Genomic DNA, 16,133 nt, shown 5'->3' with positions numbered 1-16,133 from the left:
TCGAACAGGATGGCTGCAAGGGGTGGTAATCTTGGGCACTTAACTGAAGGAGATACGAGCAATGCAGATTATTGTAAGGATGGCTAAAAAAGCCTTGATTTTGGGCTCAGTTCTGTTGGCTGCCAGCTCTATCGTGAGCGCCCAAAGTGCTGGAGTAGGGACTTGGCCCACCCAAAAGCCTATTCGTTTAATTGCAGTATTCCCACCAGGTGGATCTGTGGACCAGGTAGCTAGAGTGCTAGCCCCAGCCTTGCAGGCAGAATTGAAGCAAAACGTGATTGTTGAAAACATTGGTGGTGCATCTGGTGTTATCGGGACTGCTGCAATGACGCGTGCCGATCCAGATGGCTATACCTTTGCAGTAGTGTTCGATACACACGGGGTAAATCCTAGTTTGAAAGATAAGCTTCCCTACGACACGATTAAAGACATTGCGCCGGTAACCTTAATTGGTACATCGCCAATGGTCATCGTTGCAAGTAAGAGTTCTGGCATAACAAGCTTTAAACAGCTGATAGATCAATCGAAAGCGGGCAAACAATTTAGCTACGGCTCGATTGGAATCGGGAGTCTTGGACATCTAGCGATCGCTCGCTTAGCAAAACAATCGGGACTGGACTGGAATCACATTCCTTACCGTGGCGGAGGGCCTTTGATGCAAGACATTCTAGGGGGACAAGTTCAGCTAGCGATTGGTTCGGAATTTTTAGTCAGGCCTCACATTGATAGCGGTGGTGTCATTCCTTTAGCGATTACTACCAGTAAGCGATCGGCTGCTTTACCAAATGTACCTACTATTGCTGAGAGTGGCTTCCCAGGATTTAATGCGCCAGCATGGTGGGCGGTTTTGGCTCCTGGTAAAACACCTCCTGCTATTGTCAACGCGATGAATCAGGCGGTAACTAAGGCCTTAAAAACACCTTCTGTTGCTGAGAAACTGAAATCACAGGGAATTGAAATTGTTGCTGGAAACCCAGATACTTTACGCGATTTCATTGGTAAGCAGATTGCCATATGGGGTAAGTTTGTTATTGAAAATAACATTAAAGAAGCGCCTTAATTTCTTAATTCCTTAATTAACACCTGACCAAATACATCAATATGAACGAGCGTTTAATTCCTTATCAACCAATGGATTTGGCAGAACCTGCTGCACTGGTCTCCGCCATTCGCCAAAGGCGCGGTGGGCAATTTATTAATCTAGATCGAATGCTGTTGCATAGCACCCCGATTGCCGAAGGCTGGAATCACTTTATTGGCGAGATTCGTAACAATCTATCCCTAAATCCTAAGTTGCGTGAACTAGCGATGTGTGGGGTTGCGGTATTAAACGGTGCTGAGTATGAGTTTTTTCATCATGCGCCACCATTTATTCAGGCGGGTGGCACAGAAGAGCAGGTGCAAGCATTGCGCCTTATTGGACAGGCTAACTTTCCAGAGGAATGTTTTAGTCCAATAGAGCAAGATACTGCAGCGTTAACTTTTCAGATGACGCGCAATATTCAAGTCGACAGCGCTTTAATGAAAAGGCTGCAAGCTACCCTTGGCAATACGGATACAGTGGAGTTAGTAACGGTGATTGCAGCGTACAACATGGTCTCTCGTTTTCTGATTGCCTTAGATGTCAATCCGGAGGATCACCCTCCTGGATAATTTATGACTAAAGATGCTTTTATCCAATGGGAAGAGGGCGACCAAATACAGACAGCCCTTTGGCATTCTGAAAATGGCATAGCGCCCCATAAAAAAGTAGTTCTGGGAGATGACACGCTAACTGCAGATATCGCCTATCGCCTAGCCTGTGAGGGCACCGCGATCTTGTGGAGGGGCGATTTTCAAAATGCCCGTCAATTATTGCAAGCGTTAGTGCGACGCGTAGATAGGCCTTCAAAAAAATCAAAGCGAGCAGATAAGAGTGTTATTGCCAATGTTGAGAAGACTGCTCAACAGCTTGCCCTCGACACCTTTAATTTACATCGCCTTACGCAATCCCAGCGTGCTCGTATTCTGGGGATGATATTAATTCAATGCACTTCCGAGCATACGATCTCTTTGAGGCGGGCGCCGGTCGTATCTCAGGCATGTTATGAGGCGTATGGCGCTTCTACTCAGGCGTATGTTATTTCCTTACGCGAACTCTTAGGGGTGATCAGCGCTTATGAATGGCGCAAGAATGGTTTACCTGTCCTTGCCGATGAAAATGGTGAGGCTGTTTTTGTGTATCCACACTATGGTGTTTTTTCTCCTATTCGTGGTGAGTATCTTGAGTTAGTTTGTGATACCCCTTTGCCTAAGGCGCTTGATGCTGAATCGACTGCTTTTGACATTGGTGTTGGTAGCAGTGTTTTATCTATCATCCTGACTATGCGTGGATTGCAAAAGGTTATCGCTACAGATTTGGATGATCGCGCGCTAGCTTGTGCTAAAGAAAATATTGAGCGTTTGAATTTAACCAATCAAATTACCGTTGTTAAAGCAAATTTATTTCCCGAGGGTAAGGCTTCTTTAATTGTATGTAACCCTCCATGGTTACCAGCCCGACCTAGCTCTACTTTAGAGCGTTCTATCTATGATCCTGGCAGTCAGATGCTGAAGGGCTTCATCAATGGATTGAAAGATCATCTATTGCCTGGGGGTGAGGGCTGGCTGATTTTGTCTGATCTGGCTGAGCATTTGGGGCTGAGGACCCGAGCCGAATTACTAGAGTGGATCGAGCAGGCAGGATTGAAAGTGCTAAGCCGAAGCGATACAAAGGCAAAGCACCAGAAAGCATTTGATGAAACTGACCGGCTTCATGCTGCTAGAGCTGCTGAAGTGACTTCACTATGGCGCTTGGCAACTCAGTAATCTAGCAAATTAGCATTCCAGTGTTACGTCCTCTTTTTAAGAAGGGTTGTTTATATTGCTTGCTTTGCATAAAATAGATGAGAATCATTATCATTTAAAAATTATGTAGGGCGGGCGTAGGTATGGCGTTGTTAAGGTATCGGAGTAGTGCTTTTAATGGCGATATCTCAATCGCTCTCATTGCGGTTGTCACTGCAATTCACGTAAGTGTTCTAGGGCTTGCTACATCATTTAAAAATAATGGCGTAGATAGGCTCGCAGAACAAGTCATCTCTTTGGGGCTTACTCGAGAGAGTTCTTCAAAGAGTGCCACAAGGTCGCCCCCTGAAAATCGAACAATCAAACAATCGGTCGATCATGCCGCTAAGGTGTTTGGTGCATCTATGGCTTTTAGGCATCAAAAAATAGAGTCTACTAGCCCAACTATAAATGTCATGGAAGGGTCTACTGCACCAGCAATCTCCTCAATCACCAATATGCCATTGAGTCAGCGCGGCATTTTGGCAAATCCTCAGCCACCTTATCCCATAGCTAGTAGGCGTATGGGTGAACAGGGCTTTGTTGAGCTAAGGATGTGCATCAATCGCCAGGGCTTAGTTGATGGGCTTACATTGGTGAAAAGCTCAGGATTTTCACGGCTAGATCATGCGGCTTTGGAAACAATCAAAGAGTGGAGATTTTCTACCTCAGGGCCGAAGGGATCAGGCGCCTCCGAGTGTTATCGCCTCCCGATCCACTTTACCCTGGAGGCCTAAGTTGAGTCATCACACGCCCGCATTGAAAGAAACATCAAATGTGCCCCAAGATGTTTGGGGTAGGGTAATCCAAAGCACCTCTTTAATGGGAAATGATCGCTCAATCATCATTCTGCACGAGGGTCACAGGTATCAGCTAAGCATTACCAAGCTAAGAAAGCTTATCTTGACTAAATAATTTTAAATTTATTTTTAGCCAGCAAAAAGTATATTGATATGCCAATAGCCAGCGATTTTTTATTTACATCACTGGAGATTGCATATGAAGTTACAGAAATTAGCATGGGCACCAAGATTGGCGTTAGCGCTTGGATGCTCAGCATTGACATGCGCCAATGCTCAGGAAATGGATCTACCTAGAATTGATATTGTGGGTAAAGAAGCAAATGCATTATCAAAAATTCCCGGGACAGTGGACATCATCAATCAAAAGCAGTTGGAAATTCTCCAGCCACTTTCATTGCAAGATGCCTTAAAGACCGTTCCCGGAGTCCATGTTCGAGGTGATGAGGGTGCGCTTGGCGCAATTCCGAATATTGGTATTCGGGGATTGAATCCAGGTCGAAGTCAAAAAGTGTTGCTTTTGGAGGACGGTGCACCGATACATCCCAGTTTATTTATTTCCAACGCTTCTTATTACAGTCCACCAGTAGATCGCATGAGTGGTATTGAGGTATTAAAGGGGGCATCTGGGTTGCAGTACGGCCCATCTAATATTGGCGGTGTTGTTAATTATCTGACCAAAACACCGGAAGAAGGGTTTAAGGTTACCGCTAAAGCTGGTAACTATGGATATCGCTTGGCGCAAATTGAGGCTGGTGGTAAATCAGAGTCCAATGGAGCTATTGCTGGTCTGAATGTGATTAAGTCTGAATCAAATAGTTATCAGAGTAATGGGTATGAGATGACCGATATTCTTTTTAAGGGGGGCATGAGTGTTGCCAAAAATCAATGGATGAGCTTGAAATACACTCATTACGATAATGACATTAATATTTCTTATGTGGGATTGAGACCCAATCAATATAACAATAAAACGTCATCAAATCCTGCGCCAAACGATAGTTTTGTTACTCAGAGAAATGCAGTTGATTTAAATCACTCCTGGGATATGAGTCCCGATGCCAAACTGAATACATTAGTCTACTGGAGCAAGCTGGGGCGTGATTTTTGGCGCCAGAGTATTAACTCTCGCTCTGTTGATGGGACGGTTTTTAAGCCATGCAACGGTAGCTCCGAATGTATGTTCGGGCGTAATCGAGAGTTTCAGATGTTGGGTATAGATTCTCGTCTCATGCATGCATTTAAAGCATTTGGCCTTCGAAATGAGGCTGAGTTTGGGGTGCGATTGCATACTGAGACGCAGTCTAATCAAATGTTAGCATCGACTAGCCTAGCTAGATCGGGAAGAATTGCCACTCATGAAGAAAATAAGGCAAATTCAGTAGCGTTGTATGCCCAAAATCGGTTTTTAATCACCAAAGATTTTGCTGTGATTCCGGGCATACGTGTAGAGAGCTATAACCAGACCCGAAATAACGTGCTTACTGAAAAAAGCGGTGGCGCCAAAAACGTAGAAACGATTCCGCAGATTGGCGCTACCCTACAAGTCACTCCTGGTCTTCAGCTGTATTCCAGCATCTATAAGGGATTTGCTCCTGCACAACTCGCTACTGCAGTCAGTGAGCAGGGGGTTGATCAGCAGCTGGATCCTGAGCGATCGACTAATATGGAATTCGGCTTCAGGGGAAAAAATCCAAGCTTTACTTATGATGCTGCAGTTTTTAGTATGAATTTTAGTAATCAAATTGTGAATCAAAGCTTAGCAATGGGGATCAACAAAGCCAATGGTGGAAAAAGCTTACATCAGGGTGCCGAGTTAGCATTGGGGCTCCTGTTGGGTGCTGGTTGGAGTATCAACGGTAATGCAACCTATATTCCCGTTGCAAAGTATGTTGGCAGCTCTTCTATTGGAGCGGATGGTAAGCGCATACCCTACACGCCTAAACTCATCTCAAATTTAGGATTAAATTATCAGCGCAATGGATTTAACACCTTGCTCAGCGCTAACTACATTGATTCACAGTTTCCCGATTCAGCAAATACGGTGGCATCTAATGCGATTGGCACCTTAGGTGAAATACCTGCAGTAGTTACGGTCAATTGGACTGCAAATTACGCGGTCAACAAACATTGGAAAGTGTTCGGGGTGATTAATAATTTATTTAATAAGCGCTACATCTATAGTAGAAGTCCAGATGGTATTTTTGCGGGCGCACCTTTGAATTTTCAGGCAGGCATGAGTTATCAATTCTTCTGAAATACTATCTGGAGAGGTGAGAGATCCTTGGATTTCCGCACCCTAATTTATTTGGCAAATAGTTGACTTGGATCCTCGAATGCTTTGAATTCTAATGCGTTACCAGCAGGATCCAAGAAAAACATCGTAGCCTGCTCGCCCACTTTTCCCTGAAAGCGAATTTGTGGCTCGATGATGAATTGCATATTGGAGGCTTGTAATCGTTTCGCTAGAACATGCCAATCTGGCATTGTTAAAACAACTCCAAAGTGCTTCACGGGCACCTGTTGTCCATCCACTTCATTTGCACTTGCGTGCCCACACTCCTCGGGTGCAAGGTGAGCAACAAGTTGATGGCCAAAAAAGTCAAAATCAATCCACTCCTCAGAGCTTCGACCTTCGTCGCAGCCTAGAGTTTTGCCATAAAAATGGCGGGCTGCCTCTAGGTCATTTACCGGAAAAGCTAAGTGAAATGGTTGAACGTTGCTAGACATAGCTTTTTCCCATAATGTAGTTAAAGTTGAGTTTGCTCAAGTATTTTGATTGCTAAAGTTTAGTATATTGAGCTTATAAAAATAATGCTATCAACTGGAGACAAAATGTTTACTTCCTCATTTAGTAAGGCTGGTCGCGCCATCCTATATTGCGCCTTAGTCATTGGATTGAATGGAGTGGCTCATGCGGTTTATCCGGATAAGCCAATTAAGCTGATTGTTCCTTATCCTCCGGGCGGTGCTACAGATGTTATCGGTCGCATTCTGGCTAAGAATCTAGGTGATGCACTGGGCCAACAAGTGCTTGTAGATAACCGTGGTGGTGCTGGCGGTAACATTGGCGCAGAGGCGGTAGCTAGGTCAAATCCTGATGGTTACACCCTTTTAATGGGCGCCGTTACCTCTCACTCAACTATGGCTACATTAGAAAAGGGGAAGCTACGCTATGACATCCTGAAGGATTTCACCCCCATCATGATTGTGGGCTCCGTTCCCTTGGTTGTCGTTGTGAACCCCAATGTTCCTGTGAGAACCTTAAAAGGCTTGGTTGATTATGCAAAAGCCAGCCCTGATAAGCTTAATTACGCTTCATCTGGTGCCGGTGCTCCACAGCGCATGGGGGCAGAAATTTTCCAAAAAGAAGCGCAAATTAAAATTACACACATTCCCTATAAAGGCAGCGGTCCGGCGATGACTGATTTAGTAGCGGGACAGGTCAACATGATGGTGGAAACCGTTCCTGCAGCATTACCTTTTATTAATGCGGGGCAGCTACGTCCATTAGCAGTGACCACATCAAAGCGAATTTCGATGCTGCCAGATGTACCCACCACCGCTGAGTCAGGTATGCCTGCTTTGGAGGTAAGCTCTACTTTTGGCGTATTAGCTCCGGTAGGTACACCCGTTGCCATCATCAACCAATTGAATGCAGTGATTGCTACACTGCTAGTTAATCCAGAAGTTAAGGAAGCATTCTTAAAGCAGGGTGTTTATGCTGCTGCACCAACTAATCCAAAGCAATCTGCATTGTTGTTAGCTGCGGAAGTCAAGCGCTGGGAAAAAGTAATTAAAGAGGCCGATATTAAGGCTGAGTAAGTTAATTTTAAAAACAAAGAATATGGCATGACAAGCAAAGACAAAAAAGATAGCTCAGATCAAAAAATAGCCCCTGCGAGTGGCTTACGTAAAGGCTTAACAAGCTATGGTGATAAAGGATTTTCTTTATTTTTGCGTAAAGCATTTATCAAGGGTGCAGGCTATACCAATAGTGCGCTAGATCGCCCGGTCATTGGCATTATTAATACGGGTAGTGCATACAATCCTTGCCATGGCAATATGCCGCAATTAATTGAGGCAGTAAAGCGTGGCGTGATGTTGGCCGGTGGATTGCCGATGGATTTTCCGACCATCTCGATTCATGAAAGCTTTGCTGCGCCAACTAGTATGTATTTACGAAATTTGATGTCGATGGATACGGAAGAAATGCTGCGTGCTCAACCAATGGATGCCGTTGTCATGATCGGTGGATGCGATAAAACCGTTCCTGCGCAGATGATGGGTGCCGCATCTGCCGGGCTTCCTGCTATCCAGCTCATCACGGGCTCGATGCTCACTGGCTCACATCGTAGTGAGCGAGTTGGTGCTTGTACTGACTGTCGCCGCTATTGGGGTAAGTTTCGCGCAGGTGAAATTGATGAGGCAGAAAAAGATGAGGTAAATGACCAGCTCGTCGCTAGTGTGGGAACTTGTTCTGTGATGGGTACCGCCAGTACGATGGCCTGTATTGCTGAGGCATTAGGAATGACTGTGCCTGGTGGGGCAACTCCGCCTGCAGTAACTGCAGATCGCATTCGTATTGCAGAGGAGACGGGCACCCGCGCTGTGCAAATGGCTAAAGACGGTGTCACGATCGACAAAGTGCTGACTGCGGATGCATTTGAGAATGCGATGCGTGTTTTATTAGCTATCGGTGGATCAACTAATGGGATTGTTCATTTAGCCGCAATTGCAGGTCGTATGGGCCTAGAGATTGACTTGGATGCCTTGGATAGAATGGGTAATGAAACTCCGGTATTGGTTGACCTAAAGCCTTCAGGTGACCACTATATGGAAAATTTTCATGATGCGGGTGGCATGACTACACTCTTACGCGAACTTAAGCCTTTATTAAAGCTCGATGCTATGACAGTCACTGGCCGTACTTTGGGCGAAGAGATTGATGCAGCGCCACCAAGCTTCAAGCAGGACGTTGTGCGTAAGTTAGATAACCCGATTTATCCTCGCGGCAGTATTGCTGTGTTGCATGGTAATTTAGCGCCTGGGGGAGCCATCATCAAGCAGTCTGCCGCTGATGAAAGATTGATGGAGCATGAGGGGCGCGCAGTCGTCTTTGAGAATTCTGAAGATCTGGCAAACCGAATTGATAGTCCTGAGTTGGATGTAACGGCCGATGACATTTTGGTTTTAAAAAATATTGGCCCTAAAGGTGCGCCTGGCATGCCGGAGGCGGGCTATATTCCTATTCCACTAAAGTTGGCGCGATCTGGTGTCAAAGACATCGTACGCATTTCAGATGGTCGTATGAGTGGCACTGCTTTTGGAACGATCGTTTTACACGTCACTCCAGAGGCTGCTATTGGTGGGCCTTTAGCGCATGTACAGAATGGCGATCGCATCCGTTTAAGCGTGAAAAATCGTGAGATCAGCCTATTAATATCGAATGAAGAGCTAGAGCAGCGCGCAAAAGATAATCCGATTATTGAGCCTACTGCAGAGCGCGGCTACCTTAAATTATTTTTAGATACCGTCACTCAAGCAGATCAGGGTGTCGACTTTGATTTTTTAAGAGCAGCAAAAATGGTGGGCAAAATACCTAAGTGCTAACTAAGTAGAGCAATGAATTAGTAGTCAATTTTTTAAAGAAAAACGCCACCCAGTTGGGTGGCGTTTTTCTTTGTAAATAAAGGCCTCGACCATCTGCAAGCTTGCTGCCTGGGGCTGAACGGTTGATGAAGCTCTTAATCCCTTTATCCGTAAGCTTTCCAGAAATACCCCCAACCATGTTTTTTGTCAGTTCGATTTTGTAAGAATACCCCCAATAATACCCCCAACGGTTTTGGTTACAGCTGGATTTGGAAAGACCACAACGGACGTACAGGCCTTTATCTACAAAGAAAAACGCCACCCTGGTGGGTGGCGTTAGACTGTTACGTACTACAAAATGGTGGAGCCGGCGGGAATCGAACCCGCGTCCGCAAATCCTCTACAACAAGTTCTACATACTTAGTCATATCATTTAATTTAGCTAGCTAGTCACAGACTGACATGTTCCACGCTGGCGATTCACTAAATTTTCGAACTATTCCTCGTGACACGAAATAATCTTATCTCTTGTAAATGACCCTGATGTAGCTTGCGCTACCTGACCCAAGAGAGAATCAGTTCAGGGGCAACCGCAATTAAGCGGCTAGTGCGAAACGTTCGTCGTTTGCAGTTATTACATTCCCATTGATTTACGAGATAACGGGTCCTCGGTATGCCCTTGATGCTTCGTAACCCACGTCGAAACCATGTCGGCCCCAGAGTGAAAGCATTGGAAGTTCCATTTTAAGGCTTTCGACCTCAATTTGTCGGATATCTTTAAATTGCCGTCTTATTCCTGCTGGGATAGATGATTTCCATTAGTTCACTCGGGTGCTGAATTAAATAATCCGCCCCCCATTCATCTGGGGGTTCATCACATCCGCAATAGCCATAGGCTGCTGCGATGGTTTGCATACCCGCCGCTCTGCCTGCCACGACGTCTCGAATGTCATCTCCAACATATAAGGCTTTTGTAGGGTCGACATTGGCGATTCTAGCGGCATGCAAGATAGGTTCTGGATGCGGTTTAGAGTAGGGCGTGGTATCCCCTGAAATCGTTGCTACGGCCCTCTGACGTAATCCCATCAGATCAGTCAAGGGGTTGGTGAATCGTTCACTTTTATTGGTAATGATGCCCCATGGTGTTTGGGCGGCATCCATCTGGTCCAGTAAATGCGCTATCCCTTCAAATAATTTGCTATTTACAAGGAGCGCTTTTTCATAATTACTGAAAAATTCATCGCGCAGGGTATTAAAGTCCGGGTGATCCGTACCCATAGCAAATGCCCCAAAAATAAGACCTCTGGCTCCTGCGGAGGCTCTAGGGCGAAGTAATTCGTAAGGTTTGGGTTCGAGCTTACGCGCAATGAGGAGTTGATTGGCGGCCGCAACTAGATCCGGTGCGGTATCAGCTAAGGTACCGTCAAGGTCAAAAAATACCCCGCTGTAAGGGCTGACTAGCCTGTCAGTCATTTGCGCACGGCAATCATGTAATTGACATCAACATCAGCACCCAAACTGTAGACCTGAGTGAAGGGGTTGTAGCTCATCCCTTTCATTTGTAGCATTTCTAATTCAGCCTGGCGAGTAAATGAGACTAACTCTGAAGGTTTGATGAATTTTGCGTATTCGTGGGTGCCTTTAGGCAGCATTCTGAGGATGTATTCAGCGCCAACAATGGCAAATAGGTAAGATTTTGGATTGCGATTAAGGGTGCTAAAAAACAGGGTGCCACCCGGCTTGCACAACTTTGCGCAGGCTTGGACTACAGATGCGGGATCCGGTACATGCTCCAGCATTTCCATGCAAGTAACTACGTCATATTGCCCTGGCTCCTCTTCAGCTAATGCTTCGGCAGATATAGCGCGATACAGAAGGCTCGCCCCAACCTCTAGAGCGTGGAGCTCAGCAACTTTAAGGGCTCTTTCAGATAAATCAATGCCGCATGCTTGAGCACCGGACTGAGCCATAGATTCAGCCAAAATACCGCCGCCACAGCCTACGTCCAAAACCCGCTTGCCTTGAAGGTCAACGATTGACTTAATCCAATTCAGGCGCAGGGGATTAATGGCATGCAGCGGTTTGAATTCGCTATTGGGATCCCACCAGCGGTGGGCTAGGGCGCTAAATTTAGCGATTTCTGACTGATCGACGTTCATTAATGTTGGTGCCTTAGGCGGGATAGTGTGAGATACGAATATAGCGGAAATAAAAAAGCCCGCATAAGCGGGCTTTTTTACAAGTAAAAAGAATTACTTAACAGCGGCTGTACCAACAACTTCGATGTCGGTGCGGCGGTTCTTAGAGCGACCATCAGCAGTTGCGTTACTGGCAACTGGGTTGCTCTTACCTTTTGATTCTGTGTAAACGCGGCTACCATCAACGCCTTTGCTTACTAAGTAAGCTTTAACGGACTGAGCACGACGCTGACCTAGAGCCATGTTGTAGGCATCTGTACCAACACTGTCGGTATTACCAACAGCAATAATTACTTCTAACTTGATCTTGCCTAAGTCTTTAGCAATTTTGTCCAAAGTAGCCATTCCTTCTGGCTTCAATGATGCTTTATCGAAGTCATACAAGGTATCAGCTTGCAAAGTAATTTTGCTTTGAGTTACTGCAGGAGCAGCAGCTTTTTTAGCACCTAACCAGCCATCGCAATTTGCGGCAGCAGTTGCAGGAGTCCAGCTAGCATCACGCCAGCACAATGTGCCATCGCCGTTTTTCCAGTTCAAGCCAGAGCTGTTAACCCAGTTATCGGAAGCCACAGCTGCAGTAGCGGAAATAGTAATAATGGATGCAAGCATCAGTTTTAGGGTTTTGTTCATTTTTGTCCTCAAAAATCTCTTTTAATTAAAGTCAAACTTAAATGTAATTCGCCCTACTTTGAAGCAAATGACTGCAAAGCGACACATCTCAATTTCTTACAAACTGTCAGAATATTAGCATAGGGGCTAGCAGTCATCAAAATGATATTATTTATAAATGGAACAAGCCGCTAAAGAAACACTACCAATATCCCTCGAAGACGAAATGAAACGGTCCTATTTGGACTACGCGATGAGCGTTATCGTCGGTAGAGCCCTACCAGACGTACGCGACGGCCTTAAGCCGGTCCATCGACGTGTTTTATTCGCTATGTATGAATTAAACAACGATTGGAACCGCGCTTACAAGAAATCTGCTCGTATAGTTGGCGATGTGATCGGTAAATACCATCCCCATGGCGATTCTGCGGTGTATGACACCATCGTTCGGATGGCTCAAGACTTCTCTTTGCGCTATATGCTGGTTGATGGACAGGGTAACTTTGGCTCTGTGGACGGTGATAATGCCGCTGCGATGCGATATACCGAGATTCGCCTGCGTAAGATTGCTCATGAGTTATTGGCTGATCTGGACAAGGAAACGGTCGATTTCGGGCCAAACTATGACGGTAGTGAGCGGGAGCCCTTGATTCTTCCTGCAAAAGTACCTAATTTGCTCATTAACGGCAGTTCAGGTATTGCAGTCGGCATGGCGACCAATATTCCGCCCCATAACTTAGATGAGGTAGTTACAGCCTGTCTGTATGTGTTGCACAACCCAGATTGCACCATTGATGAGCTGATTGAGATTGTTCCAGCTCCAGATTTTCCTACTGCCGGCATTATTTATGGGGTTCAAGGGGTGCGCGAGGGTTATCGCACTGGGCGGGGTCGTGTGGTGATGCGGGCCAAAACTCACTTTGAAGATCTAGACAAAGGCTCACGTCAATCCATCATCGTTGACGAGTTGCCATATCAAGTGAACAAGAAGAACTTGCTTGAGCGCATTGCTGAGTTGGTTAATGAGAAGAAAATTGAAGGTATTTCTGATTTACGTGATGAGTCTGATAAGTCAGGCATGCGCGTAGTCATTGAGCTAAAACGTGGGGAAGTACCTGAAGTAGTGCTTAATAATTTATACAAGGGCACTCAGCTTCAAGATAACTTCGGTATGAATATGGTGGCGTTGGTGGATAACCAGCCACGCCTGTTGAACCTCAAGCAAATGCTCGAGTACTTCTTGCAGCATCGTCGCGAAGTCGTTACTCGCCGCACTATTTTTGAATTACGTAAAGCGCGTGAGCGTGGTCATGTCCTCGAGGGCTTAGCTGTTGCTTTAGCTAATATTGATGAGTTCATCGCCATTATTAAAGCAGCTGCTAATCCTGTTGTAGCTAAGAGTGGGTTGATGAGTCAGGCTTGGGATTCGTCTATGGTGCGTGAGATGTTAGCGCGCGCAGAGACAGACACTCCAGGCGGTCGTAATGCCTATCGACCAGAGGGCTTATTACCTGAGTATGGAATGCAGACGACTGGCTTGTATCGCCTGTCAGATAGCCAAGCGCAAGAAATTTTACAAATGCGCTTACAGCGTTTAACAGGTCTTGAGCAAGATAAGATTGTTAACGAGTACAAAGTGGTGATGGAAGAAATTTCTGACTTACTCGATTTGTTGGCTAAGCCTGAACGCGTCACTTCGGTAATTGAAACTGAATTAAAGGAAGTTCAAGCTGAGTTTGGCATTGCTGGTGGCGATAGTGGTCGACGCTCATTCATTGAGATGAATGCGACTGAGTTGTTTACGGAAGACTTGATTACTCCGCAAGATATGGTGGTCACTCTTTCCAATACGGGTTACATGAAGAGCCAGCCACTGAGTGAGTACCGCGCGCAGAAGCGTGGTGGTCGAGGGAAGCAGGCTGCTGCAACTAAGAATGAAGATTGGATTGAGACACTTTTCGTCGCTAATACGCACGACATCATTTTGTGTTTCTCGGATCGCGGCCGTATGTATTGGCTCAAAGTCTGGGAAGTCCCTCAGGGTAGTCGCACCTCGCGTGGTAAGCCTATTGTGAATATGTTCCCCTTAATTGAGGGTGAAAAAATCACGGTAATTCTTCCAATCAAGGGATATCAGGATGATCAGTATGTCTTTATGGCTACCAGTTTAGGAACCGTAAAGAAGACTCGCTTGTCTGACTTTTCGAACCCTCGCAAGGCCGGAATTATTGCTGTAGATTTAAATGAAAATGACTTTTTGGTTGGTGCAGCCATTACGGATGGCAAGCATGACGTGATGTTGTTTTCGGATGCCGGAAAAGCAGTGCGCTTTGATGAGAATGATGTGCGCCCAATGGGTCGAACGGCACGAGGTGTGCGCGGTATGAATTTGGGTGATGGCCATCAAGTTATCGCTATGCTGGTTGCTCCAGCAGAGGCAACTGATGATGTTGTTGGTGTTGGTGCTGGTGCTGGCGCTGGTGCTGAAGCAGAAGCAATAGCCAGCGAAACTAATGAGAGTGCCGTTCCAAATAGCGTTCTGACTGCAACGGAAAATGGTTTTGGTAAGCGCACCCCAATTGGTGAATACACTCGCCATGGCCGGGGAACAAAAGGCATGATCGCTATTCAGACTTCTGACCGAAACGGTAAAGTAGTCGCTGCTGCGTTAGTGTCTCCAGAAGACCAGATCATGCTGATTACCACTGGTGGCATTTTAGTGCGTACACGTGTTTCTGAAATTCGTGAGATGGGTCGCGCAACCCAAGGGGTTACCTTGATTAACGTGGATGAGGGCACTCGTTTGTCTGGCTTACAGCGCATTGCTGAGGGTGATTCAGACGATGAAAATGACTTAGATGATGTTGAAGAGGGAGAAGTTTCTGCCGATCCAGTGATTGATGCTGCGTCTAATGAGGCTGGTGATGCTTAATCTGTGTTGGCCCAGGGGTAAATAATTCATCATGACGTTTGACCGCCGTATTTTCAACTTTGCTGCGGGGCCTGCAGCTATACCGGAGGTGGTATTGAAGCAGGCTGCTAGCGAGATGCTTAATTGGCAAGGCTTAGGCGCTAGCGTCATGGAAGTCAGTCACCGCGGTAAAGAGTTTATGGCGCTTTACGAAGAGGTATTGCATGACCTGCGTACCTTGATGAATATTCCAGATTCATATGAGATTTTGCTGCTTCAAGGGGGTGGTTTAGGTCAAAATTCCGCCATACCAATGAACCTAATGGCGCTTGGAAAGAACGGCCCCAAAGCTGACTTTTTGGTCACAGGGATCTGGTCAGAAAAATCTTATAAAGAGGCCGAGAAATATGGAGCGGCACATTTAGCTGCTACCTCGGCGCTTGAAAAATTCAACACGATTCCTGATAAAACTACTTGGGCGCTATCTGAGGATGCTGCCTATGTGCATTACTGTGCAAATGAGACTATCGGCGGCGTAGAGTTTCCAGAGGTGCCTGAAGTCGGTGGTCGCTTGTTGGTGGCCGATATTTCTAGCAATATTCTCTCCCGTGAAATAGACGTTACCAAATGCGGAGTGTGGTTCGGTGGCGCGCAAAAAAATATTGGTCCGTCTGGCGTAACGATTGTGATCGTACGTAAAGATTTAATGGGTCACAGTATGAGCATTACGCCATCGATTTGGGATTGGTCAAAGCAGGCTGCTACTCAATCGATGCTCAATACGCCCCCCACCTTTGCCATTTATATGGCGGGTCTTGGCTTTAAGTGGTTGCTAGCGCAAGGCGGCGTGCAGGCAATAGAAAAACAAAATCAAGCAAAAGCAAATTTACTGTACAGCTTTTTGGATCAAAGCGGCTTGTATGAGAATCGAGTCACCAAGGCATATCGATCTAGAATGAATGTGACTTTTTTCTTGAAAGATGAAAGCCTCAATGCAGTATTTCTGGAGCAATCAAATGCTGCAGGGTTAGTTGCTTTGCGGGGCCATAAAGCAGCTGGCGGTATGCGTGCTAGCATTTATAACGCGATGCCACTAGAAGGCGTTCAAGCCCTGGTGGAATTTATGCGTGACTTTGAAAGGCGTGCCTAGTGAATTCA

Annotated in this window: 14 protein-coding genes and 1 other RNA gene; 10 read left to right on the top strand and 5 right to left on the bottom strand. The window is 46.0% G+C overall.

Translation table 11 applies throughout. The features are described from left to right. Window positions 1-61 precede the first annotated feature (61 nt). From QUD86_RS06715 to QUD86_RS06695, 6 genes are all read left to right on the top strand, one after another. A complete protein-coding gene (locus QUD86_RS06715; RefSeq protein ID WP_286296129.1) occupies window positions 62-1,060 on the top strand; it encodes a Bug family tripartite tricarboxylate transporter substrate binding protein in 999 nt (332 codons plus the stop codon). A gap of 41 nt (window positions 1,061-1,101) precedes the next feature. Continuing rightward, window positions 1,102-1,653 carry a carboxymuconolactone decarboxylase family protein gene (locus tag QUD86_RS06710; protein ID WP_286296128.1) on the top strand — a complete coding sequence of 184 codons (552 nt, stop codon included), beginning with the start codon at window positions 1,102-1,104 and terminating at the stop codon, window positions 1,651-1,653. Window positions 1,654-1,656: 3 nt separating this feature from the next. Beyond that, a complete protein-coding gene (locus tag QUD86_RS06705; protein ID WP_286296127.1) occupies window positions 1,657-2,847 on the top strand; it encodes a 50S ribosomal protein L11 methyltransferase in 1,191 nt (396 codons plus the stop codon). Between the two features lie 122 nt (window positions 2,848-2,969). After that, window positions 2,970-3,602: an energy transducer TonB gene (locus tag QUD86_RS06700; RefSeq protein WP_286296126.1), complete on the top strand. Its 633-nt coding sequence runs from the start codon at window positions 2,970-2,972 to the stop codon at window positions 3,600-3,602. Further along, window positions 3,493-3,780: a hemin uptake protein HemP gene (gene hemP / locus QUD86_RS09520; RefSeq protein WP_353506523.1), complete on the top strand. Its 288-nt coding sequence runs from the start codon at window positions 3,493-3,495 to the stop codon at window positions 3,778-3,780. The genes QUD86_RS06700 and hemP overlap by 110 nt, the downstream gene beginning before the upstream one ends. Window positions 3,781-3,864: 84 nt before the next feature. Then, the gene (locus QUD86_RS06695) at window positions 3,865-5,922 is read left to right on the top strand and encodes a TonB-dependent receptor family protein (RefSeq protein WP_286296125.1); all 2,058 of its coding nucleotides are present in this window, start codon (window positions 3,865-3,867) and stop codon (window positions 5,920-5,922) included. A 47-nt stretch (window positions 5,923-5,969) separates the two neighbouring features. Here QUD86_RS06695 and QUD86_RS06690 read toward each other — a convergent pair whose 3' ends face one another. Continuing rightward, a complete protein-coding gene (locus QUD86_RS06690) occupies window positions 5,970-6,395 on the bottom strand; it encodes a VOC family protein (protein ID WP_286296124.1) in 426 nt (141 codons plus the stop codon). Window positions 6,396-6,500: 105 nt separating this feature from the next. On the opposite strand from QUD86_RS06690, the gene QUD86_RS06685 reads away from it, so the two are divergent. Beyond that, a complete protein-coding gene (locus QUD86_RS06685; RefSeq protein ID WP_286296123.1) occupies window positions 6,501-7,490 on the top strand; it encodes a Bug family tripartite tricarboxylate transporter substrate binding protein in 990 nt (329 codons plus the stop codon). A 27-nt stretch (window positions 7,491-7,517) separates the two neighbouring features. Next, window positions 7,518-9,278: an IlvD/Edd family dehydratase gene (locus QUD86_RS06680; protein ID WP_286296121.1), complete on the top strand. Its 1,761-nt coding sequence runs from the start codon at window positions 7,518-7,520 to the stop codon at window positions 9,276-9,278. A gap of 338 nt (window positions 9,279-9,616) precedes the next feature. On the opposite strand, the gene ssrA is transcribed toward QUD86_RS06680, so the two are convergent. The 4 genes from ssrA to ompA all read right to left on the bottom strand — a co-directional run bounded on the left by ssrA (window position 9,617) and on the right by ompA (window position 12,085). Next, window positions 9,617-9,975, bottom strand: a transfer-messenger RNA (tmRNA) gene (ssrA, locus tag QUD86_RS06675). Between the two features lie 59 nt (window positions 9,976-10,034). Beyond that, window positions 10,035-10,730 carry an HAD family hydrolase gene (locus QUD86_RS06670; protein ID WP_286296120.1) on the bottom strand — a complete coding sequence of 232 codons (696 nt, stop codon included), beginning with the start codon at window positions 10,728-10,730 and terminating at the stop codon, window positions 10,035-10,037. Beyond that, the gene (gene ubiG / locus QUD86_RS06665; RefSeq protein WP_286296119.1) at window positions 10,727-11,416 is read right to left on the bottom strand and encodes a bifunctional 2-polyprenyl-6-hydroxyphenol methylase/3-demethylubiquinol 3-O-methyltransferase UbiG; all 690 of its coding nucleotides are present in this window, start codon (window positions 11,414-11,416) and stop codon (window positions 10,727-10,729) included. The genes QUD86_RS06670 and ubiG overlap by 4 nt, the downstream gene beginning before the upstream one ends. Before the next feature lie 93 nt (window positions 11,417-11,509). Beyond that, a complete protein-coding gene (ompA, locus tag QUD86_RS06660) occupies window positions 11,510-12,085 on the bottom strand; it encodes an outer membrane protein OmpA (protein WP_286296118.1) in 576 nt (191 codons plus the stop codon). Between the two features lie 157 nt (window positions 12,086-12,242). Between ompA and gyrA the strand changes: the two genes are divergently transcribed. Both gyrA and serC read left to right on the top strand, forming a co-directional pair. Then, complete coding sequence (gene gyrA, locus QUD86_RS06655; RefSeq protein ID WP_286296117.1) at window positions 12,243-14,996, top strand: DNA gyrase subunit A; 2,754 nt, start codon at window positions 12,243-12,245, stop codon at window positions 14,994-14,996. Window positions 14,997-15,027: 31 nt separating this feature from the next. Further along, window positions 15,028-16,125 carry a 3-phosphoserine/phosphohydroxythreonine transaminase gene (gene serC, locus QUD86_RS06650; RefSeq protein WP_286296115.1) on the top strand — a complete coding sequence of 366 codons (1,098 nt, stop codon included), beginning with the start codon at window positions 15,028-15,030 and terminating at the stop codon, window positions 16,123-16,125. The last annotated feature ends 8 nt before the right edge of the window (window positions 16,126-16,133 follow it).

Origin of the sequence: Polynucleobacter sp. TUM22923 (genome assembly GCF_030295705.1) — a bacterium.
Lineage (GTDB): Bacteria > Pseudomonadota > Gammaproteobacteria > Burkholderiales > Burkholderiaceae > Polynucleobacter.
This window is presented reverse-complemented; position numbering and strand designations above follow the sequence as displayed.

Excerpts from the sequence above, each read along its gene's own strand:
- QUD86_RS06680 (WP_286296121.1), top strand. The coding sequence starts at position 7,518 with ATGACAAGCAAAGACAAAAAAGATAGCTCAGATCAAAAAATAGCCCCT.
- QUD86_RS06715 (WP_286296129.1), top strand. The coding sequence starts at position 62 with ATGCAGATTATTGTAAGGATGGCTAAAAAAGCCTTGATTTTGGGCTCA.
- QUD86_RS06695 (WP_286296125.1), top strand. The coding sequence starts at position 3,865 with ATGAAGTTACAGAAATTAGCATGGGCACCAAGATTGGCGTTAGCGCTT.
- serC (WP_286296115.1), top strand. The coding sequence starts at position 15,028 with ATGACGTTTGACCGCCGTATTTTCAACTTTGCTGCGGGGCCTGCAGCT.
- hemP (WP_353506523.1), top strand. The coding sequence starts at position 3,493 with ATGCGGCTTTGGAAACAATCAAAGAGTGGAGATTTTCTACCTCAGGGC.
- ubiG (WP_286296119.1), bottom strand. The coding sequence starts at position 11,416 with ATGAACGTCGATCAGTCAGAAATCGCTAAATTTAGCGCCCTAGCCCAC.
- QUD86_RS06670 (WP_286296120.1), bottom strand. The coding sequence starts at position 10,730 with ATGACTGACAGGCTAGTCAGCCCTTACAGCGGGGTATTTTTTGACCTT.
- QUD86_RS06700 (WP_286296126.1), top strand. The coding sequence starts at position 2,970 with ATGGCGTTGTTAAGGTATCGGAGTAGTGCTTTTAATGGCGATATCTCA.
- QUD86_RS06685 (WP_286296123.1), top strand. The coding sequence starts at position 6,501 with ATGTTTACTTCCTCATTTAGTAAGGCTGGTCGCGCCATCCTATATTGC.
- gyrA (WP_286296117.1), top strand. The coding sequence starts at position 12,243 with ATGGAACAAGCCGCTAAAGAAACACTACCAATATCCCTCGAAGACGAA.
- QUD86_RS06690 (WP_286296124.1), bottom strand. The coding sequence starts at position 6,395 with ATGTCTAGCAACGTTCAACCATTTCACTTAGCTTTTCCGGTAAATGAC.
- QUD86_RS06710 (WP_286296128.1), top strand. The coding sequence starts at position 1,102 with ATGAACGAGCGTTTAATTCCTTATCAACCAATGGATTTGGCAGAACCT.
- ompA (WP_286296118.1), bottom strand. The coding sequence starts at position 12,085 with ATGAACAAAACCCTAAAACTGATGCTTGCATCCATTATTACTATTTCC.
- QUD86_RS06705 (WP_286296127.1), top strand. The coding sequence starts at position 1,657 with ATGACTAAAGATGCTTTTATCCAATGGGAAGAGGGCGACCAAATACAG.